The organism is Pedobacter sp. MC2016-05, from assembly GCF_026239735.1.
Taxonomy (GTDB): domain Bacteria; phylum Bacteroidota; class Bacteroidia; order Sphingobacteriales; family Sphingobacteriaceae; genus Pedobacter.
This window is the reverse complement of record NZ_JAPIVT010000020.1, coordinates 1-22,421: the sequence shown is the minus strand read 5'-3', so window position 1 is coordinate 22,421 and position 22,421 is coordinate 1. Positions and strand designations below refer to the sequence as shown.

The window sequence follows — 22,421 nt, the reverse complement described above, 5'->3', positions numbered from 1 at the left end:
GGCAAAATCAACCAACACCGTCATTGCGAGGTACGAAGCAATCTCATTTGTAGAATCAGATTGCTTCGGCTCACCCAATCCCAGCCTCGAAATGACGACTCGCCCAGTAAAGGCGATTTCTGAATCCCGCACCAGAACAAATTTCAATAAAAACTGGAAATTCTTTTTAGGTGACGAGCCAGGAGCAAAATCTCCAGCATACAGCGATTTAAAATGGAGAAAACTTACCTTACCCCACGATTGGAGCATTGAAGGGAAATTTGACGAAAAAAATCCCGCTAAACCCGAAGGCGGTGGTCTTCCAACAGGAATTGGTTGGTATAGAAAAGAATTTACAGCGCCTGCAGATTTTCAAAACCGAGTAATCAGCATCGAATTCGACGGGGTGTATAAAAATAGTGAAGTCTGGATTAATGGTAAATACTTGGGCAAAAGACCTTACGGTTATTCTTCTTTTTCTTATGAAATAAGCAAGTTTCTTAAATCAGGTAAAAACATCATTGCAGTTAAAGTTGATAATTCAGCACAGCCGGATTCCCGCTGGTATTCCGGTTCTGGAATTTACAGAAACGTCTGGCTAAGCTCTACAGCTAAAATTGCAGTGGCAAAATGGGGAACTTTTGTAACTGCAGATTTTGTTAAAGCAAATGTAAAAGATGTGCATTATCCAGATCCTCATGCTATTGTTGAAATAAATACAAAGATTATAAATGAAACTGGTAGGATTGAGTCGGCTGATGTGATTGAGAAAATATATGACCCAAACGGTAAATTAGTAAACAATGCAACTTACAAGGTTAAAAAAATAGGCAAAGAAGAAAATGTGTCTACCAAACTATTCGATATAAAAAATCCGATGCTTTGGTCTGTAGAAAATCCTAATCAGTATAAATTGGTTACTCAGATTCTTCAACACGGTAAAATACTCGATTCCTACGAAACCATGTTCGGAATTCGCTCTTTCAACTTCGATGCGGAAAAAGGCTTTTCTTTAAACGGCAAACCGATGAAAATTTATGGTGTTTGTTTGCACCACGATTTAGGCGCATTAGGTGCTGCGGTTAATGTTCGAGCAATGGAACGTCAGCTGGAAATTATGAAAGAAATGGGCGTGAATGCCATTCGTACTGCTCATAATCCACCAGCACCCGAGTTTTTAGATTTATGCGATAGAATGGGTTTCTTGGTAATGGACGAGGCTTTTGATATGTGGGCGAAAAAGAAAACCAAAAATGATTACCATTTAAATTTTCCAGAATGGCACAAACGTGATTTGGAAGACATGATTAAACGCGACCGTAATCACCCATCCATTATTCTTTGGAGTGTGGGTAACGAAATTCGTGAGCAATTTGATAGTACTGGCATTGCGATTACCAAAGAGTTGGTAGGTATCGTTAAAAATTTAGACACTTCTCGTCCGGTGATTTCAGCATTAACAGAAACTGATGCAAAAAAGAACTTTATTTACCAGGCAAATGCGCTTGATGTTTACGGACTAAATTACAATCATAAAAAATATGCAGATTTCCCAAAAAACTATCCAGGAGTAAAATTTCTTGCTACAGAAACGACATCTGCTTTAGAAACTAGAGGTTTTTACGATACGGCAGATACCATTCGCCGTTGGCCTAAAGATGGAAAAACCAAATTTACCGAAGGCAATAAGGAATGGTCTGCATCATCATACGACAATGTTTCGGCCTATTGGGGTTCTACACATGAAGAAACCTGGAAGGAAGCAAAAAAATATGATCACGTTTCCGGTTTATTCGTTTGGACAGGTTTTGATTACCTAGGAGAGCCCTTGCCTTATCCATGGCCGGCCAGAAGTTCCTATTTCGGAATTGTGGATTTAGCAGGTTTCCCGAAAGATTCTTATTACATGTATCAAAGCGAATGGACCAATAAACCTGTTTTACATATTTTGCCTCATTGGAATTGGGAATCAGGCAAATCTGTTGAGGTTTGGGCGTATTACAACAATGCCGATGAAGTGGAGTTGTACCTTAACGGGAAATCATTGGGTAAAAGATCAAAAAAGGATGATGATTTACATGTGCTTTGGAATGTCAACTTCGAGCCGGGAACACTGAAAGCAGTTTCCAGAAAAAATGGTAAAGAAGTTTTAGTTAAAGAAGTGAAAACCACGGGCGCAGCAGCCAAAATAGAATTAATCGCTGATAGGAAAGATATTAAAGCTGATGGTACCGACTTATCATTTGTAACGGTTCGGGTTTTAGATGCTGCTGGTAATTTAGTGCCGAATGCGGATCATTTAGTGGACTTCAAGGTAGAAGGCGATGGTTTTATCGCTGGCGTTGACAATGGTTTCCAGGCAAGTTTGGAGCCATTTAAGGCAAACTACCGAAAAGCATTTCATGGTTTATGCCTGGCCATTCTTCAATCAACGGAGAAGGCAGGGATTATAAAACTGACTGCTACAGCCGGAGGTTTAACATCAGCATCAATTACAATTAAAACTGGGAAATGATAGTTTGAATTTAGCCCATTGGTGATGCCATAAAAATTAAAATGGTTGGTGAAGACACCGGCCATGAGGAATAAGAGAAATAAAAGAAACATAGCGGTTGGGTTACCCACCTGATAAAATACTAATAAAATTAAGATAAGTGGAGAAGACAATTAACTTAAAAGGAATAACCTGGAATCATAGTCGCGGGCTTTTGCCTATGGTGGCTACGGCCCAGCGTTTTTCCGAATTATATCCAAATGTTAACATCACCTGGGAGAAAAGGAGTTTGCAACAGTTTGCCGATTTCTCCATTCAGGAACTGGCAGAACGATTCGATTTACTCGTAATTGATCATCCCTGGGCTGGTTTTGCTGCGAAAACACAGTCGATCGTGCCCTTAGATTTTTATCTTTCTGATGATTATCTTGCTGATCAGGAACGAAATTCGGTGGGTCAGTCCTACGAAAGCTATTTCTATGATGAACATTTATGGGCACTTCCGATAGATGCAGCAACCCCTGTGGCGGCTTCCCGGCCAGATTTATTTGTCAATAAAGATTTGGAATTGCCGAAATCATTCGACGATTTATTAGGACTTGCCGATAGGGGATTGGTTGCCTTTGCTGGAATTCCAATCGATGTGCTCATGAACTTTTATACCCTCTGCTGCTCTTTGGGCGAGGATCCTTGTCAAGGTGATGATGAAGTAGTGTCGCAGCAAACGGGTGTTAAGGCCTTAGAAATGTATCGCGAACTAGCCTCGAAAATAGATCAGGCAAACTTCAATAGAAATCCAATTCAGGTTTATGAAGCGATGACTTTAACAGATGAAATTGCCTATTGTCCGTTTGCGTATGGCTACTCAAATTATTCAAGAAACGGATATGCCCGCAAAACCTTACATTTTCACGATATGATTTCCCTTGATGGAAAAACGAACTTAAGAAGTACTTTAGGTGGAACCGGTTTGGCCATATCATCTAAATGTAAGGAGCTTGACGTAGCAGCCAAGTATGTGGAATTTGTGGGTTCTCCAGCCTGTCAATCTACCTTGTTTTTCGAAAACGGTGGGCAGCCTGGGCATTTATCAGCCTGGAAAAATGAAGAGGTTAACCGCCAAAGTCACAATTATTTTTTAAATACTTTACCTGCTTTACAACGGGCATTTCTTCGTCCTCGTTATCATGGCTCTATGTTTTTTCAAGATCACTCAGGCGATGTAGTTCGGGATTATTTAATGAATGGTGGAGACGAAATTGCAGTGTTATCGAAGATGAACGAATTATATCAAAAATCTAAAACTTTGGTATTATCATGAACAGGCCGCTAGAAGGACTTTTAGTTTTGGAGTTTTGCCAGTTTCTGGCAGGACCATCTGCCGGCTTAAAACTAGCAGATTTAGGTGCCCGGGTAATTAAAATCGAACGCCCGAAAACCGGCGACGCTTGTCGTCAGTTATCGATAAAAAATCTTTTTGTTGATGATGATAGCTTGCTTTTCCATACCATTAACCGCAATAAGGAAAGCTATGCAGCCGACTTAAAAAATCCGGATGATTTAGAAAGGTTGAAGAAATTAATCAGCAAGGCTGATATAATGACGCATAATTTCCGCCCTGGAGTAATGGAAAAAATAGGCTTGGATTATGAACATGTTCAGACTCTCAATCCTAAAATTATTTTTGGAGTAGTAACCGGTTATGGAAACGAAGGCCCCTGGAAAAATAAACCAGGTCAGGATTTATTGGTTCAGGCAGTTTCGGGATTAACATTTTTATCGGGCGTTGATACCGATGGGCCTGTTCCTTTCGGTCTTTCGGTTTCTGATATTATGTGCGGAAATCATCTGGCTCAGGGCATTTTAGCCGGCTTAATCAAGAGAGCAAAAACCAATAAAAGTGTTTTGGTTGAGGTGAGTTTACTGGAGTCCATTTTAGATGTGCAGTTTGAGGTGATCACCACCTATTTAAATGATGGTGGGAAATTGCCAGACAGAAGTGGAGCGAAGGGTAGCGCACATGCCTATTTAAGTGCACCTTACGGGATGTATGAAACCAAAGATGGCTATATTGCCATGGCGATGGGAAATCTTCCGAATATTTGTGCCATTATTAAATGTGATATTTCCGATTTGTATGTTGAGGCTGGTTCAGCCTTCGAGAATCGAGATAAACTGATTGTTCGTTTAGCCGAAACTTTCAAAAAAGAAGAAACGAAAAAATGGGTCAATCTTTTAGAAAGCCACGGAATTTGGTGTGCAGAGGTATTGAATTACCAAACCGCCACGACGTTAAATACTTATAAAAGTCTGCAAATTGAACAGCAGTTAGATTTGGGTAATGGTGTAAAAATAAAGACAACCGTTAGCCCAATTCGTTTGGATCATGAAAAGTTATTGGCCCCGAAAGCGGCGCCAAAATTGGGTTTTAACACGCCAGATATTAATAAAGAGTTTGAATTAGAGAATCATACTTAATAGGTTGTCATTCTGAACACAGTGAAGAATCTGCAAGCTATAAAAGACTGAATGATAATATCATCGAACATTTTGGTGGTTGAAATGAGTACAGTGTAAATAGGTTAGGGATTCTTGGTTGCCCTCAGAATGACAGCAAGTTATAGTAGTAGAAATAAACAAAATTATGAGACCGCTTGAAGATTATTTAGTTATCGATTTCAGCCAGTTTCTATCAGGTCCATCGGCGAGTTTACGCCTGGCGGACATGGGCGCTCGGGTAATCAAAATTGAACGTTTAGGGATTGGCGATATCTGTCGTACCCTATATACTTCTAACCTGATTATGAACGGAGAATCGTCTGTTTTTCATGCCATCAATAGAAATAAGGAGAGCTTTGAGGTAGATTTAAAGAATGAAGAAGACAGAGATATGGTGCGTGAGCTGCTAAAGAAAGCAGATGTGATGATCCACAATTTTCGCCCCGGTGTGATGGAACGTCTGGGCTTTGATTATCCTTCAGTTTGCGCTTTAAATCCAGAAATTATTTATGGTGAAGTTTCAGGCTATGGAACAAATACAGAATGGAAAAATAAACCTGGTCAGGATTTACTATTACAATCAGTTACCGGACTCACATCCCTAACAGGAAATGCGGATAGCGGTCCTGTGGCAATGGGTTTATCTATTGTTGATATGCTGGCTGGTGCGCATTTGGCGCAAGGGCTTTTAGCTTGTCTGTATCGCAAAGTGATAAAAAATGAGGGCGGTTTTGTGCAAGTAAGCATGATGGAATCGGCCTATGATTTTCAGTTTGAGACGATTACCACCTTCATGAATGATGGAGGCGCCTTACCAGAACGTTCAAAAAGAAATAATGCCAATGCTTATCTCGGTGCACCCTATGGTATCTATCAAACGGAAAACGGCTATTTGGCTTTAGCAATGGGTTCAATTCCTCAGTTAGGCCAATTATTGGGTTGCGAAAAGTTGGAAGATTACGTAGAATTGAAAGAAGCTTTTGATAAAAGAGACGAAATTAAAACGATTTTAGCAGCACATCTGCTTACTGCAACTACTGAAACGTGGCTTTCTGTTTTAGAGCCGGCAGATATTTGGTGTGCAGATGTATTAAACTGGAATGCACTAATGGCTCACGAGGGTTTCAAGGTTTTAAATATGATACAGGAAGTGGAGATGATAGACGGTTACAAATATGAAACCACCAGATGTCCGATTCGTATTGATGGCGAGCTATTAACTTCCAGTAAAGGTTCTCCAAAATTGGGGCAGGACAACGAAAGGATTATCAAAGAATTCATCACTCAGAATACGATTGCTAATGCATAACCAGATAGAAACTTTTAAAATAGCTGTTCGCAAATTTGCTCCTTTTGAATCGGCCATACAGAAATTCTGGGATCAGTATTGTGAATTTTCTGGCTGCACCATAAAGTTGGAAATGGTGGTGATGGATTTACACGAACTCTATGATAAAACCATTTCAAAAAAAGGTTTAGCAAATGGAGATTTTGACATTGCCCACATCAGTACAGATTGGGTTTTGGAAGGTTATTCCCATCATGATTTTGAAGTACTGAATCCTTACATCAACAAAAATAAACCTGAGGATTTTCCGAGGGGATGGAGTAAGTCGCTATTAACGTTGCAGCGTTTTGGCTGGGAAATAGTAGGCTTGCCCTTTCACGACGGGCCAGAATGTCTCATCTACAGAAAAGACTTATTCGAAAGCGACCTTGAGCAAACAAGGTTTTTGGCAAAGTACGGGAAGCCGTTGGAAGCGCCAAAAACCTGGGAAGACTTCCATCAAATTGCCCAATATTTTAACCGTCCAGAAGATAATTTATACGGAAGCATTTTTGCCTGCTATCATGATGGGCATAATACGGTATTTGATTTTTGCCTACAATTGTGGACCAGGGGCGGGAGCTTAACAGATAAGAGTGGATTTATCCAAATTAATACTGAGGCCGCAATCAGCGGGTTAGATTTCTACCGAAAAATTGTTAATGATAAAACTGCGGTCCATCCAAAATCAGCTGAATTCGAATCGGTAGCCGCAGGAATTGCATTTTCGCAAGGAGAAGCTGCCATGATGATCAACTGGTTTGGCTTTGCAGCGATGTGTGAAATAGATGCAAATTCTAAAGTTAAAGGAAAAGTTGATGTCGGCTTGTTACCTGCAGCGGAGGGTAAGAATTCCGCTTCGTTAAATGTTTACTGGCTTTACACCATCGCCAAAGGCAGTAAAAATAAGGATCTTGCTTATGATTTTCTTCGCTTTGCTTTAGCTCAGGAACAAGATAAACAACTTACAATGGAAGGGGGAATTGGCTGCAGAATTTCAACCTGGAATGATGCTGAAATTAACGCCATTATTCCTTATTACCACAAATTGGAAACGTTGCATGAGGTGGCAAACATGCTACCGCAAAAACAAAATTGGGCAGCAATTGCCGCTATTATTGATCAAATGGTTTTGCAGGCGGTAAATACGGAAACGCCAAGTGAAGCGCTTATTTTAGAAGCACAAAACCAGATAAATAAAATTGATAAATGAGTATTGATATAAAATATAAACCAGAATTACCGCTTACCAAGCAACCAATTATCATTATTGGTGCTGGTGGAATCGTGGCAGATGCGCATCTACCTGCCTATAAAATTGCGGGTTTTGAAGTACACGGCATCGTAAACCGAACCAAAGAACGAGCCCAAAAATTAGCAGATGCTTTTGGTATTCCAAATGTGTACAATTCTGTAGCAGAAGCTGTGGTTAATGCACCAGAAAATACAGTTTATGATTTAACAACAATGCCTGCGCAATATATCGATGCTTTAAATCAATTGCCAGATGGAAGCGCTGTATTAATTCAGAAGCCTATGGGTGATGATTTTGCCCAGGCAAATGAGATTTTAGCGCTTTGCCGTTCTAAGAACTTGAAAGCATCTATTAACTTTCAACTTCGCTTTGCGCCTTTTGTAAGTGCAGCAAGAGACCTGATTGATAAGGGGCTCATTGGTGAACTTTACGATATGGAAGTTCGGGTAACGATTAAAACGCCATGGGAAATTTTTCCACATGTAATCATTCATCCAAGGCTTGAAATTCAATACCATAGCATCCATTATGTAGATCTGATCAGATCGTTTTTGGGTAATCCCAACACTGTTTTAGCAAAAACTTTGAAGCATCCCGAGAAAAATTTATCATCTTCACGGTCTACAATTTTGTTAGATTACGGGGATACCCTCCATGCGGTGATTAACACCAACCATGATCATGATTTCGGACCAAACCACCAGGAGAGTTATATTAAATGGGAGGGTACAAAAGGTGCAATTGTGGCAAAAATAGGCTTATTGATGGATTATCCTCATGGTGTGCCGGACGTTTTCGAGTACTGTATTGTAGAAGAAGGCAAATCGCCTGAATGGCAAACTGTAAAACTGGAAGGTTCTTGGTTTCCGGAAGCTTTTATTGGAACGATGGCAAATCTGATGAGGTATAACGAGGGTTCGAGTGATGTGTTGTATACCAGTGTTGAGGATGTAATTCAAACGATGGCTGTTGTGGAAAGTGCATATCAATCAAGTGATACTGGAGGGGTAAATGTTTTAGGTTATAAGTTATAAGTTTTAATTTCGGATATAGGCGATTTGAAGAGCCAAAGCACTTAAAGTCGTTCTACTAAAATCCAGCCTAACAAATTTTTCGGGATGCACAGTTAAAGCCAAAGCATTAACTTAAATAGAAAAATTTTAAGCTGGGAGTTTTGTTTCTTTTGCGATCAAAAGAAAAAAGCCCGTCTGGCCAAGACAACGAAAATTTTTTAAAAAAAAATAAAATGTATTTCAAATCAACATTTTTTGAAGATTACCAATTACAAGATAAACGTATAACGCTTGGGCGTACGATCACAGAAACCGATTTCGTAGTTCACGCCGGCCATACGGGTGATTTTTTTCCACACCACATGGATGCAGAATGGTGCGCTACGCAACCTTTTAAACAAAGAATTGCCCATGGAACGATGATTTTTAGCATAGGAATCGGATTAACGGCATCAGAAATTAATCCTGAGGCGATGAGCAAAGGCTACGATAAATTGCGTTTTGTAAAACCAGTTTTCATTGGCGATACCATACATTCAGAAATCACAATCTCTGAAAAGGGAGATAGCAAAAGACCCGAATACGGAACAGTAACCGAACATGTAGAAATAATCAATCAGCATGGAGACGTAGTTTTAGTCTGCGACCATTTGCTAGTAGTAAAGAAAAATCATTAGTTCATTAGCCAATAGTTCATTGGTTTGGGTGCCGATATTGATAGTTGTAGTAAAACGTAAATACCACCCAGTGAACGAACATATAAGTAGAGATACGCCCTAATGAACCAATGACTAATAAACCAATGAACGAACAAATAAACCAAATATAATGAACCACAACACACAGCCAGAAATTGTAACCGAAGGTGATCCTTCAGCAGGGAAAAAATATTTATTGCCATTTATATTAGTCGTAAGTCTTTTCTTCCTTTGGGGAATGGCGCATAATCTGGATTCGATTTTAATTCCACACTTAAAAAAGGCGTGTAACCTGAGCAATAGTCAATCTACATTGATTGATACTTCAGTATTTTTAGCTTATTTTTTAATGGCAATTCCTGCAGGTGTACTTCTAAAACGGTTCGGGTATAAATCAACCATGATTACTGGATTGCTGGCCTTCGCTTTCGGCGCTTTTTTATTCGTTCCTGCAGCAAATAATTTGTCTTACATTACATTCTTAATAGCGCTTTTCATCATTGGTTGCGGTTTAACGTTGTTAGAAACCTCTGCAAATCCTTACGCAGCAATATTAGGTAGTCCTGATAAAGCTGCATGGCGACTAAACCTTGCAGCAACATTTAATGGTTTAGCAGCACCTTTGGCAACAGTTGTAGGTCGATTTATTCTTTCTGGTAAATCTCACACCAAAGAAGAATTAGCGGCAATGACGGAAACTGTTAGAAACAATTATTTTCTAACCGAAGCATCAACAGTAAAAACACCATATATTATTTTGGGAACTATTTTGGTTTTAGTGGCCTTGCTATTTTATTTTATGAAACTTCCAGAGGTGAAAACAGCCAGTAAAGATGGTATTTCTCAAGGTAGTTTTTTGGGCGCTTTAAAACATAAACATTTACGTTGGGCAGTAATTGCACAGTTTTTTTACGTAGGTGCACAGGTTTGTGTAACTAGCTTTTTCATCAGGGCAGCACAACAGGCTGGTGGTTTTGATGAGTATACAGCATTGAATTATCTAGGGTTATATGGTACATTATTTTTAGTTGGGCGATTTGTGGGGACAGCTTTATTACGCTACATCGCATCAAACAAACTATTGGCTATTTACGCTGTAATATGTGTTTTACTTAGTATTGTTGCTATAACTGGAACAGGAGTAGTAGTAGTTTACGCTTTGGGCGGTTTGGGTTTCTTCATGTCGATTATGTTCCCAACCATTTTTGCCTTGGGAATAGATGGTATAGGAGAGGATACAAAACCGGGTTCATCTTGGCTCATTATGTCAATTGTTGGCGGTGCTATATTACCATTTGGAATGGGATCCCTAATCGATCATTATGGAGATAATATCCAAATAGGTTACAGTATCCCGTTAGTTTGTTATTTAATTATTCTCTATTTCGGAATAAGAGGTTATAAAATCGCTCATAAATAGATCAGAAACTATTCGCCATTGCCTGCCCGTAGTTGCAGGCAAGGCACAAAACACATTGCCAGGAGCAGCGAAAGATATCAATTGGCCAATACACCATCAATGGTTCATTTCGCTTAAAATCGAATATGGCCATGACAAAAAAAAATCAAAATGAAACTAGTGTTTAGTAAAATATTTCTGTTCTTTCTACTCTGTAATTTTAGCTTTAAGCTTAATGCACAACAAAACGAAAATGCAAAACCTTGGGTATTTTGGTATTGGGTAAAAGGTGCGGTTTCTAAACCTGGTATTACAGCCGACTTGGAGGCGATGAAAACCAATGGAATTGGGGGTGCTTACTTGATGAGTATTCAAGGTCCGGATAAAACGCCTGTTTATTCGCCACCTGCAGTTCAACTTACGCCCGAATGGTGGAAACTGGTGGAGTTTGCCATGAGTGAGGCAAAACGGCTAAACTTAAAACTCGGGATGCATGTGAGTGATGGTTTCGCCTTGGCTGGTGGACCCTGGATTAAACCCGAACTTTCTATGCAAAAGGTGGTTTGGTCAAAGTCTGTGGTAAATAATTCAACTGCAAAAATTATTCTTTCAAAACCTGAATTGAACGAAAACTACTATAAAGATATCGCAGTTTATGCTTATCCTTCGCCTGTGGGCGAAAACATTTCTACAAGAACGGTTATACCTAAAATTACGGCTAGCAATGGTGCTGATGCCACAGGTTTGATTCAGCCCGGAAATAAGAAGAACTTTGGTTCCAATGAACCCTGTTATATTCAGTATGAATTTGCCCAACCATTTACTTGCAGAACGGTAACCATTAAAATTAGTGGAAATAATTATCAGGCGCAGCGACTAGCAATCGAGGTAAGTGATGATGGAAAAAGTTTTCGGTCGATTGGCAGGCTGGAAGCGCCACGTCATGGTTGGCAAGATACCGACGAGGATGTAACACATTCTATTAATCCAACAACGGCTAAATTTTTCAGATTTATCTATGATAAGAAGGATTCGGAACCAGGAGCCGAAGATTTGGATGCTGCTAAATGGAAACCTTCTTTAAAACTGGTAAATCTTGAGTTAAGTTCAGCTGCACAAATTAGTCAGTTTGAAGGGAAAAATGGTTCGGTTTGGAGAATTAGCAGGAGAAGTACGGATGAACAAATCGCCAAAGACCTGTGTATTCCATTAAATAAAATCATCAACCTAACGGATAAATTAAATCCAGATGGAACTTTAAACTGGAAAGCACCGAAAGGGAACCTGCCTGCCAGACAGACGAGCTGGACGATTTTAAGAGTTGGGCATACTACTACTGGCCATACCAATGCAACAGCAGGTGGTGGAAAAGGGTTGGAGTGCGATAAGTTTAATCCCGAAGCCGTTAAACTGCAATTCGAAAATTGGTATGGTGAAGCGCTAAAACATGGCGGACCAGAAATAGCCAAGAAAGTTTTAAGCGTTTTCCATGTAGATAGTTGGGAATGTGGCAGCCAGAATTGGTCGCCATTATTTAAGGCAGAATTTCAAAAACGCAGAGGTTACGATTTAACGCCATACTTGCCAATCATGACTGGATTACCTGTAGAAAGCGCTGCAGTCTCTGAAAATTTTCTCTACGACATTCGTAAAACAATCTCCGAATTGGTAGTAGATCAGTTTTACAAAACTTTGGCAAAATTAGCTAAAGAACAAGGGGTAACCTTCACTGCTGAAAGCATTGCGCCGACGATGATAAGCGATGGCTTGTTGCATTACAAAACTGTTGATGTGCCGATGGGAGAATTCTGGTTGAACAGCCCGACTCACGATAAGCCAAATGATATGTTAGATGCCATTTCTGGTGCTCATATCTATGGGAAAAATATTGTTCAAGCAGAAGCTTTTACCACCGTTCGCATGGATTGGAATGAAAATCCTTCGAATATGAAAGCCTTGCAGGATAGGAATTATGCGCTTGGGATTAACAAATTGGTTTATCATGTTTTTACCCATAATCCGTGGATAGATAGAAAGCCTGGGATGACGCTAGATGGCGTGGGTTTATATTTTCAAAGAGACCAAACCTGGTGGAAAGCGGGCAAAGCATGGGTAGACTACGCAGAGCGAACACAAAACCTGTTACAGCAGGGTAAGCCTGTGGTTGATATCGCTGTTTTTACAGGAGAAGAATTACCCCGACGTTCAGTTCTGCCAGATCGGTTAGTTGAAACCTTACCTGGTATTTTCGGTGCTGATGTTGTGGAATCAGAAAAGAAACGTTTGGCCAATGTTGGCGAACCTTTGCGTCAGATTCCGTCTGGCGTAACGCATTCTGCAAATATCGCTGATCCGGAAAACTGGGTAAATCCACTACGCGGTTACGCTTACGACAGTTTTAACCCTGATGTTTTGAGTACAGCCAAGGTAAAAAATGGCGAGGTAATTTTTGAAAGTGGCGCAACTTATAAAGTTTTGATTTTTCCAGGAGCGATGAAAATGAATCCAAATCATCAATACATGAGTTTTGAAATTGTTGAAAAGCTGTTGGAATTGATTAGGAGTGGAGCTAAAGTGATTTTAGCAGATAAGCCAATGTATCAAAATGGAAACGAGCAAGTTAAAGTAGCGCAATTTGACAAAATTGTTGATGAAATTTGGGGTGGGTATTTTGATTCATTTAAGAGTGGTGGGAAACCTATCTATATAAAGAAACTTGGTTTAGGGCAAATTTATAGAGCACCTTTTGAGGGAAATGATTTTAATAGTTTAGGTCTGGGAAAGGATTTGGATATCACTGAAATCCCTACAGGATCAATGTTGTTAAGTTCAACAATTTTGCCAACAAAAAAAGTAGCATTTGGTCATAGAAAAACGACCGACTCTGACATCTACTTTATATCAAACCAAGAAGCTAAAGAAAGAGCATTTAATTTTTCTTTTAGAATAAATGGAATGGTGCCAAAAATCTACAATTCGGTAACCAATGATACAACCGCTCTTAAAAGCTGGTCGATTAGAGACGGAAGGACTTATTTTAACTTAAAATTGCCAGCAAATGGTTCCATATTCGTAATTTTTAATGAAAAGACAAATTTAACTCAACTGCAAGTTGGGCTAAATTCCAATAAGTTTAAAACTAGCCAGGATATTTCTAAAGACTGGCAAGTTCAATTCGATCCAGCTCTTGGTGGTCCGTCAAAGCCAGTTGTATTTAAAGATTTAACTGACTGGACTAAACATGCAGACAGCTCCATAAATTACTACTCTGGGACTGCTATTTATTCGAAGAGTTTTACATTCAATGGAAATATAAAAAATGCCTGGATTGATTTGGGTGGGTTTTCCAGCATGGCTGAAGTGAAAATCAATGGGATTAATTGCGGAACATTGTGGACAGCGCCACATCGCTTAGACATCAGTAAAGCGATAAAAAAAGGTGAAAATAAAATTACCGTTGAGGTGGTGAATACCTGGGCAAACCGTTTAATAGGGGATAGCAAATTGCCTGAAGATAAAAGAATTACGAAAACGACTGCGCCTTTCCGTTTGGAAGGTAAACCTTTAAATCCTGCCGGATTATTAGGGCCCGTTGTTATTCAAGCGGAAGAGAAATAAAAATAATCGTCTTTGCGAGGCACCAAGCAATCTATTATAAGGATTGTTCTTGGCTTGCAATGATAGCAAAAAGATAAAATAGCAAGCAATATGATAAACAGATCTGCAATCATCATCCTATTAACGCTACCATTTTTACAGGTTAACGCCCAGGATAAGGCACTTGTTAATACTTCAAATAGTAAATATGCCAAGCTACGAAGTGTTAACATGGCTGACGTCACCTGGACAAAGGGTTTTTGGGCCGATCGGTTTAAGGTTGCTACTGAAACCATGGTGCCGAATATGTGGGCAATTTACAACGATCCAAAAATAAGCCATGCATTTAAAAATTTTGAAATTGCTGCTGGTTTAGATACGGGTTCGCATTCTGGGCCGTCTTTTCACGATGGCGATTATTACAAAACTTTGGAGGCTGTGGCAAGTCTATACGCCTCAACCAAAAATCCAAAGCTGAATGAAATGATGGATAAAGCCATTGTGGTGATTGGGAAATCGCAACGCGAAGATGGTTATATCTACACGAAAGCAATGATTGAGCAACGGAAAACAGGTTCAAAAAATCAGTTTCAAGATAGGCTGAGCTTTGAATCTTATAACATTGGACACTTGATGACGGCGGGTTGCATCCATTACCGGGCAACAGGTAAAACCACTTTGTTAAATATCGCTAAAAAAGCTACTGACTATTTGTATAATTTCTACAAATCGGCTTCTCCAACACTGGCCAGAAATGCCATTTGTCCTTCTCACTATATGGGCGTTGTAGAAATGTACCGCACAATTAAAGACCCTCGGTATTTAGAATTGGCAAATCATTTAATCGCCATTAAAGGCAAAATTGATGACGGAACTGATGATAATCAGGATAGAATTCCTTTTTTGCAGCAAACCAAGGCGATGGGGCATGCAGTGAGGGCGAACTATTTATATGCTGGCGTAGCCGATTTATATGCAGAAACTGGAAAAGATTCGCTGTTGAAAACCTTAAATTTAATGTGGGATGATGTGAACCAGCATAAAATGTATATAACAGGTGGCTGTGGTTCGCTTTACGATGGTACTTCGCCTGACGGAACTTCATATAACCCCGCTGATGTTCAAAAAATTCATCAGGCTTTCGGTCGCGATTATCAGTTGCCAAATTTTACAGCCCACAACGAAACCTGTGCTAATATTGGTAATGTACTTTGGAATTGGAGAATGCTCCAAATTACAGGCGATGCAAAATATGCAGATGTGATGGAACTGGCTTTACACAACAGCGTTTTATCAGGAATAAGTTTGGATGGAAAGAATTTTTTATACACTAATCCATTAGCTCAATCTGATGATTTGCCTTTCAAACAGCGCTGGTCTAAAGACAGAGTACCTTATATTGGCTTGTCGAATTGCTGCCCACCGAATGTGGTGAGGACCATTGCCGAAGTAAGTGATTATGCTTACTGTATTTCTGATAATGGGTTGTGGCTCAATTTATACGGTGGAAATAACTTAACTACTAAATTAGCTGATGGAAGTAAGGTTTCACTAGTTCAGACTACCAACTATCCATGGGATGGAAGTATTAAAATCACTGTTAAGGAAATTGGAAATAAACCGTATTCAGTTTTCCTTCGAATACCAGCCTGGACTCAAAATGCTCAAATTAGCGTTAATGGTAAAACAGAAAATATTAAAGCCACTTCCGGAACATACGCCGAAATAAATCGGGTTTGGAAAAAAGGCGATGTAATAGAATTGAATCTCCCGATGGAGGCTACTTTGATTGAGGCCAATCCTTTAGTTGAAGAAAACAGAAACCAAATTGCAGTAAAACGCGGACCAATTGTTTATTGCCTGGAATCTACAGATTTACCTGGCAAAAATATCTTTAATGCTTTTATTCCTACCTCAACGAAATTTACCGCTCAACCAATAAATATTGATGGTGCAGAGATGATGAGTTTGGTTGGTAATGCTAAAATTGTGGAACCGAATAACTGGAAAAACGTATTGTATCGCCCGGTTAATAACAATAACAGTGATGCTGAAATTAAACTGGTACCTTATTTTGCGTGGGGAAATCGTGGGCATTCAGAAATGTCGGTTTGGTTACCAGTGAGTAAATAAAAATAAATCGTCATTGCCAGGTACGAAGCAATCTATTTTGACTATGAGATTGCTTCAAGCCTCGCAATGACGAAATAACGTGATAAAAATGAAACTAAAACTCACCTTACTTTTAAACTTCGCTTGCTGCATCATCGCATCGGCAACGGTTAAACCTGCCTCCATCTTTACCGACCACATGGTTTTGCAACAACAAAGTAATGTGGCGATTTGGGGTTGGGCCAAGGCCTCGACCAAAGTAAAAATCATCACTTCCTGGAACAAGAAAAACTATTCAGTAATAGCTGATCAAGATGGGAAGTGGAAAGTAAAAGTGGCCACACCATCTGCTGGCGGACCATATGAAATGGAATTAAATGATGGAGAAAAGCTGATTCTAACAGATATTTTAATCGGCGAGGTTTGGTTTTGTGGTGGTCAATCGAATATGGAAATGCCAATGAAAGGCTTCAAAAGTCAGCCAATAATTGGTTCAAACGAAGCCATTCTTAAATCGTCAAATAAAAATATAAGGCTTTATACCGTTCCGCGTTCTTCTATTACCGAACGCCAGGAAAATAGCAAAGCATCGCAATGGAAACTGGCGGCACCCGAAACGGTTTCCAACTTCAGCGCAACTGCCTACTATTTTTCCTCCTTATTAAGTGATTTATTGCAAGTGCCTATCGGTGTTATAAATGATAGTTATGGCGGCTCTTCCATTGAGGCCTGGATGTCGCCTGAAGATTTAAAGGCGTTTCCGGAAGTCAAAATTCCCGCCAAAGGCGATACGATAAAGGAAGTGAGCCGAACACCAACAACGCTCTATAACGGAATGCTTTATCCTGTCATTGGTTACGGAATCAAGGGTGCAATTTGGTATCAGGGCGAATCTAACTACGAGCGACCAGATCGATATGAAGAATTATTTCCAGCAATGGTTTCTTCATGGAGAAAAAATTGGGATAACGGAGAGTTTCCATTTTACTATGCACAAATTGCTCCCTACAACTATGCGCAGCTTCCGCCTTACCACATTGGAGGAAAATTTAACTCCGCGTTTTTGAGAGATGCCCAGCGGAAATCTTTAGTCAAAATTCCTAATTCAGGAATGGCTATTTTGATGGATATCGGTGAGGAAAAATCCATTCATCCAGCGAACAAAAAACAAGGTGGTGAACGTTTGGCTTATCTTGCCTTGGCACAAAGTTATGGTTTAAAAGGCTTTGGCGCACTAAGTCCCGCCTATGAATCTTTAACCATTGATAAAAATAAAGCGGTGATTAAATTTCAAAATGTATCAAACGGTTTGACCGCGTTCGGTAAAGAATTAAGTCTTTTCGAAGTAGCCGGTGCAGATCGGAAATTTTATCCTGCGAAAGCGGCAATTACCGGGAGTAGCGTTACAGTATCCGCCGATCAGGTTAAAACGCCAGTTGCGGTTCGTTATGCTTTTAAAGATTTTGTGATAGGCGATTTATTCGGTAATGATGGTTTGCCCGTATCTTCTTTCCGTACTGATGATTGGGATAATTAATAGTTATATGACTTTAACCACTAAGATACTATTTACACCAAGAATTTTTGTTAAAAACTTAATTGTTCTTACACTCCTTATATGGTCAAAATTCTCGGTATTCTGCTTGGATGTTGTCAGGTGTCTAAGTGGGTCAAAACTTTTGAATCCTTTCTCCGTGTTTTTGTGTCTGATCACGATTAATGGTTTTTCACAAGACAAAGAGCTCAATAACGTAGTATGGACTTCTCAAAGCAATAATTCATCAGAATCGATGCCAGTGGGCGGAGGAGACATTGGGCTAAATTTATGGGTAGAAAAAGGTGAAGTTTACTTGTATCTATCTCGTAGTGGAACATTTGATGAGAATAACACGCTGCTCAAACTAGGTCGGGTAAAACTTAAATTCAGTCCTAATCCGTTTGAGGGCAAAACTTTTAAGCAAGAATTAATTTTAAAAGACGGATATGCTCAGATTTTCGGCGTTAATGGGAATTTGAACACTCAAATTAAAGTTTGGGTCGATGTTTTTAATCCAATTATTCATTTGGGTATTAAATCAAATCAGAACATTACAACAGAAGCAAGTTATGAAAGCTGGCGGTTTGAAGATCGCATAAGTAAAGGCAAGGAAAATAACCAGAATTCGTATAAATGGGCACCTCAAGGGATAGTAAAGACCTTCAAAGATGAGGTTGTATTTAAGAATAATGCAGTTCAATTTTATCACCAGAACAAAGCAGAAACCGTTTTCGACGTCGCCGTAAAGCAACAGGGACTTGCCGACAGGAAAGAAGAACTATATAACCCTCTAAATGACCTGATTTTTGGCGGAACAATGGAAGGTGATAACTTACTGGCAGCCGGAAATTACCAGGGAAAATATTTGAATACGCCATTTAAGGCCTGGACTTTGAAAAGTAAGAAGCCCTCCAAATCGGCTAATATTTCTATTACCCTAACTACTGCAAAAAACAAATCTCTTCAGGAATGGGAAAGAAAATTAAATGCAGTACCAAAAAAAATCAATCAAAAAGCAAGTGTTAAATGGTGGAATGATTACTGGAAAAGGAGTTTTATCAACATCAGCTCAAAAGACGAGACGGCGAATCAGTCATCAAAAAACTATCAATTATTTCGGTATATGTTGGGCTGCAACGCATTTGGAAATTATCCTACTAAGTTTAACGGTGGCTTATTTACTTATGATCCGCAACTTACAGATTCTGCTTTGAAATACACGCCCGATTTCAGAAACTGGGGAGGAGGAACACACACGGCACAAAACCAGCGGTTGGTTTACTGGCCAATGTTAAAAAGTGGCGACTTCGAAATGATGAAACCACAATTTGATTTCTATCTCAATCTATTGAAAAACGCGGAGATTAGAACTCAAGCTGCCTGGGGGCATAAGGGAGCAAGTTTTACGGAGCAATTAGAGAACTTTGGGTTGCCAAATCCGGCAGAATACGGCTGGAAACGGCCTGCTGATTTTAACAAAGGCATGGAATACAATGCCTGGTTGGAATATGAATGGGATACCGTTTTGGAGTTTTGTATGATGATTTTGGAAACTGAAAGATATGATGGCGCAAACATTGAAAAATATCTTCCTTTAATTGAAAGCTCACTCACATTTTTCAAAGAGCATTATACATACCTGGCGAAGCAAAGAGGAGCAAAGGCGTTGGATGCCAATGGACATTTAGTTTTATATCCGGGTTCCGGAGCGGAGACATATAAAATGGCTTATAACTCCACATCTACAATTGCGGCTTTGAAAACGGTTCTGGAAAGATTGATTACGTATCCCGGTTTATCCGAAAAACAAAAAACAGATTGGCAGGAAATGCTAAAAACCATCCCGCCAATAAGTTTCGGAGAATTTAAAGGTCATGCCACAATTTCTCCTGCGAAACTTTGGGAGCGAATTAACAATACAGAAAGTCCGCAATTATACCCGGTTTATCCCTGGGGAATTTATGGAATAGGAAAACCGGGTTTAGATACGGCAATAAATACTTTCAAATATGATACAGACGTTTTAAAATTCCGAAGTCATGTAGGATGGAAACAAGATAATATTTTTGCCGCTAGATTAGGATTGACGGATGAGGCGACAAAACTAACAACCGCTAAACTGAAAGATTCTGGCAGACGCTTTCCCGCTTTCTGGGGACCGGGTTTCGATTGGGTTCCAGACCATAACTGGGGTGGATCGGGGATGATCGGTTTGCAGGAAATGCTGCTCCAAGCAGACGGAAAAAGCATTTATTTGTTTCCTGCCTGGCCTAAAGATTGGGATGTTCATTTTAAACTTCATGCGCCATTTAAAACAATAGTTGAAGGGACTTTGAAAGACGGAAAATTAGTAGATTTAAAAGTTTTGCCAGAATCAAGAAGGGCAGATGTAATTAATAAAATGTTAGAGTGAGCAGATGATTGAATGAGGGAATGTGTTAGCGAGTTGCCAGGGAACATCCATTCATTCAAAATTCAATCATTCACCAAATAGAAAAATATGGATTTACAGTTAAAAGAAAAAGTGATCGTAATTACTGGTGCTGCAAAAGGCATCGGACGTAGCATTGCAGAAGTTTTCGCAAAGGAAAATGCCATCGCAGTAGTTGTTGGTAGAAAGGCAGATGATAACCAAAAAGTTGTTGATGCAATTGCCGCAGAGGGTAGAAAGGCGGCACAATTTGTTGCCGAATTATCCAATCCTGATGATTGTAAGAAAGTTGTTGCTGAAATTATTGCTCAATTTGGAAGAATTGATGGTTTGGTAAACAACGCAGGTGTAAATGATGGAGTGGGTTTAGAAAGCGGTAATTACGAAGATTTTATGGCTTCATTACACAAGAACGTGGTTCACTATTATTTAATGGCACATCACGCCTTGCCAGAATTAATTAAAAGCAAAGGTGCAATCGTTAATATCACTTCAAAAACAGCCGAAACCGGTCAAGGAAATACTTCAGCCTATGCAGCAGCAAACGGAGGGCGAAACGCTTTAACCCGCGAATGGGCAGTAGAGCTTCTAAAATATGGAATCCGTGTAAATGCTGTGGTGGTGGCCGAATGTTGGACGCCAGCGTACGAAACCTGGATTGAAACTTTACCAGATGCACAAGCTAAATTGGACGAAATTACGGCTAAAATTCCTTTGGAAAATAGAATGACGACTGCAGAAGAAATTGCTAACATGACTGCTTTCTTGATGTCGGCAAAATCGAGTCATACTACGGGGCAAATTATCCATGTAGATGGTGGTTATGTCCATTTAGACAGAGCTTTAGCCAACGCATAATTTAATTAATTAGTGAATGAGAGATAGAGTGTGAATGAGAGAGTGATTGCACATTGTTTTAAATACCACTTACTCATTCACTCATTTAAAACTTACTCATTCAATCATTCAAACATCAGTCACTAAAAAATGAAAACCCTTACCTGTACAACACCTGGTACTTTTACTTATTCCGAAACGGAAAAACCGGAGTTAAAGAAAGACCACTCCATTATTAAAATTAAGCGAATTGGTATTTGTGGAACTGATTTACACGCTTTTGAAGGTACGCAGCCTTTTTTTAATTATCCACGGGTTTTAGGGCATGAACTTTCGGGTGAGTTAGTGGAAGCAGATGGTGCTAAAGGTTTTGAAATAGGTGAAGCCGTAACTTTTATTCCTTATTTTAACTGTGGCGAATGTATTGCTTGTCGCATGAACAAACCAAACTGCTGCGTTAAAATGCAGGTTTGTGGCGTACATGTAGATGGTGGCATGCGTGAATATTTGCAGGTGCCGTCGAAAACGCTTCTGCACGGCGAAGGTTTAAGTTATGATGAGCTCGCTTTAGTTGAGCCTTTGGCAATTGGTGCGCATGGCGTTCGGAGGGCAGATGTTCAGTCAGGTGAATTTGTACTGGTAATAGGAGCTGGTCCGATTGGTTTAGGGACGATGGAATTTGCCCGGATCGCTGGTGCAAATGTTATTGCTTTGGATATCAACGAAGATCGGTTGACATTTTGTAAGGATAAATTAAAAGTTGCCCACGTGGTCAACGCACTTGCGCCTGATGTAACTCAACAACTTAGCGACATTACGAATGGCGATATGCCAACAGTGGTAATTGACGCTACGGGGAATCAAAAGGCAATCAATAACGCCATTAATTATATGGCTCACGGAGCACGATTCGTATTAATAGGCTTGCAAAAAGGTGATTTAATTTTCAACCATCCGGAATTTCATAAACGTGAATCGACATTAATGAGCAGTAGAAATGCGACCATCGAAGATTTCGAGCATGTAATTAAATCAATGAAGGCAGGGTTGGTGAATCCTACAAACTACATTACGCACCAGGTTAAATTTGATGAGGTAAAAGACGAGTTTGAGAGTTGGTTAGATCCTAAAACAGGGGTAATAAAAGCAATGGTAAGTATAGATTAGCTTTGCTTTTTGGAGATTATTCCTACTGGTTGGTATCTCCACCAACCAGAAATATGAAACCCGGAGACTGTCTCCA

The 22,421-nt window shown here is 39.7% G+C and carries 14 protein-coding genes; all 14 read left to right on the top strand.

Going from position 1 to position 22,421, the window contains the following annotated elements:
- Positions 1–91: 91 nt before the first annotated feature.
- Complete coding sequence (galB, locus tag OQZ33_RS20005) at positions 92–2,494, top strand: beta-galactosidase GalB (protein ID WP_265801132.1); 2,403 nt, start codon at positions 92–94, stop codon at positions 2,492–2,494.
- A gap of 139 nt (positions 2,495–2,633) precedes the next feature.
- Complete coding sequence (locus OQZ33_RS20000) at positions 2,634–3,794, top strand: ABC transporter substrate-binding protein (RefSeq protein WP_265801131.1); 1,161 nt, start codon at positions 2,634–2,636, stop codon at positions 3,792–3,794.
- Positions 3,791–4,951 (top strand): CaiB/BaiF CoA transferase family protein, encoded by a 1,161-nt coding sequence (locus tag OQZ33_RS19995; RefSeq protein ID WP_265801130.1) that lies wholly within the window; start codon positions 3,791–3,793, stop codon positions 4,949–4,951. The genes OQZ33_RS20000 and OQZ33_RS19995 overlap by 4 nt, the downstream gene beginning before the upstream one ends.
- 166 nt (positions 4,952–5,117) lie before the next feature.
- On the top strand, positions 5,118–6,281 hold the full coding sequence (locus OQZ33_RS19990) for a CaiB/BaiF CoA transferase family protein (RefSeq protein ID WP_265801129.1): 1,164 nt from the start codon (positions 5,118–5,120) through the stop codon (positions 6,279–6,281).
- Positions 6,274–7,512 (top strand): extracellular solute-binding protein, encoded by a 1,239-nt coding sequence (locus tag OQZ33_RS19985; RefSeq protein WP_265801128.1) that lies wholly within the window; start codon positions 6,274–6,276, stop codon positions 7,510–7,512. The genes OQZ33_RS19990 and OQZ33_RS19985 overlap by 8 nt, the downstream gene beginning before the upstream one ends.
- Positions 7,509–8,588 (top strand): Gfo/Idh/MocA family protein, encoded by a 1,080-nt coding sequence (locus tag OQZ33_RS19980; protein WP_265801127.1) that lies wholly within the window; start codon positions 7,509–7,511, stop codon positions 8,586–8,588. Before OQZ33_RS19985 ends, OQZ33_RS19980 begins: the two co-directional genes overlap by 4 nt.
- A 212-nt stretch (positions 8,589–8,800) precedes the next feature.
- Positions 8,801–9,244 (top strand): MaoC/PaaZ C-terminal domain-containing protein, encoded by a 444-nt coding sequence (locus tag OQZ33_RS19975; protein WP_265801126.1) that lies wholly within the window; start codon positions 8,801–8,803, stop codon positions 9,242–9,244.
- Between the two features lie 151 nt (positions 9,245–9,395).
- On the top strand, positions 9,396–10,685 hold the full coding sequence (gene fucP, locus OQZ33_RS19970; RefSeq protein WP_265801125.1) for an L-fucose:H+ symporter permease: 1,290 nt from the start codon (positions 9,396–9,398) through the stop codon (positions 10,683–10,685).
- Positions 10,686–10,835: 150 nt separating this feature from the next.
- Positions 10,836–14,282 (top strand): glycosyl hydrolase, encoded by a 3,447-nt coding sequence (locus OQZ33_RS19965; protein ID WP_265801124.1) that lies wholly within the window; start codon positions 10,836–10,838, stop codon positions 14,280–14,282.
- 90 nt (positions 14,283–14,372) lie between these two features.
- Complete coding sequence (locus tag OQZ33_RS19960; protein WP_265801123.1) at positions 14,373–16,394, top strand: glycoside hydrolase family 127 protein; 2,022 nt, start codon at positions 14,373–14,375, stop codon at positions 16,392–16,394.
- An 88-nt stretch (positions 16,395–16,482) separates the two neighbouring features.
- Positions 16,483–17,910: a sialate O-acetylesterase gene (locus OQZ33_RS19955; RefSeq protein ID WP_265801122.1), complete on the top strand. Its 1,428-nt coding sequence runs from the start codon at positions 16,483–16,485 to the stop codon at positions 17,908–17,910.
- A gap of 142 nt (positions 17,911–18,052) precedes the next feature.
- Positions 18,053–20,323, top strand: a complete 2,271-nt coding sequence (locus OQZ33_RS19950; protein ID WP_265801121.1) for a DUF5703 domain-containing protein — start codon at positions 18,053–18,055, stop codon at positions 20,321–20,323.
- An 87-nt stretch (positions 20,324–20,410) separates the two neighbouring features.
- On the top strand, positions 20,411–21,199 hold the full coding sequence (locus OQZ33_RS19945; RefSeq protein ID WP_265801120.1) for an SDR family oxidoreductase: 789 nt from the start codon (positions 20,411–20,413) through the stop codon (positions 21,197–21,199).
- A gap of 129 nt (positions 21,200–21,328) precedes the next feature.
- Positions 21,329–22,345: a zinc-binding alcohol dehydrogenase family protein gene (locus OQZ33_RS19940; RefSeq protein ID WP_265801119.1), complete on the top strand. Its 1,017-nt coding sequence runs from the start codon at positions 21,329–21,331 to the stop codon at positions 22,343–22,345.
- Positions 22,346–22,421: the final 76 nt, after the last annotated feature.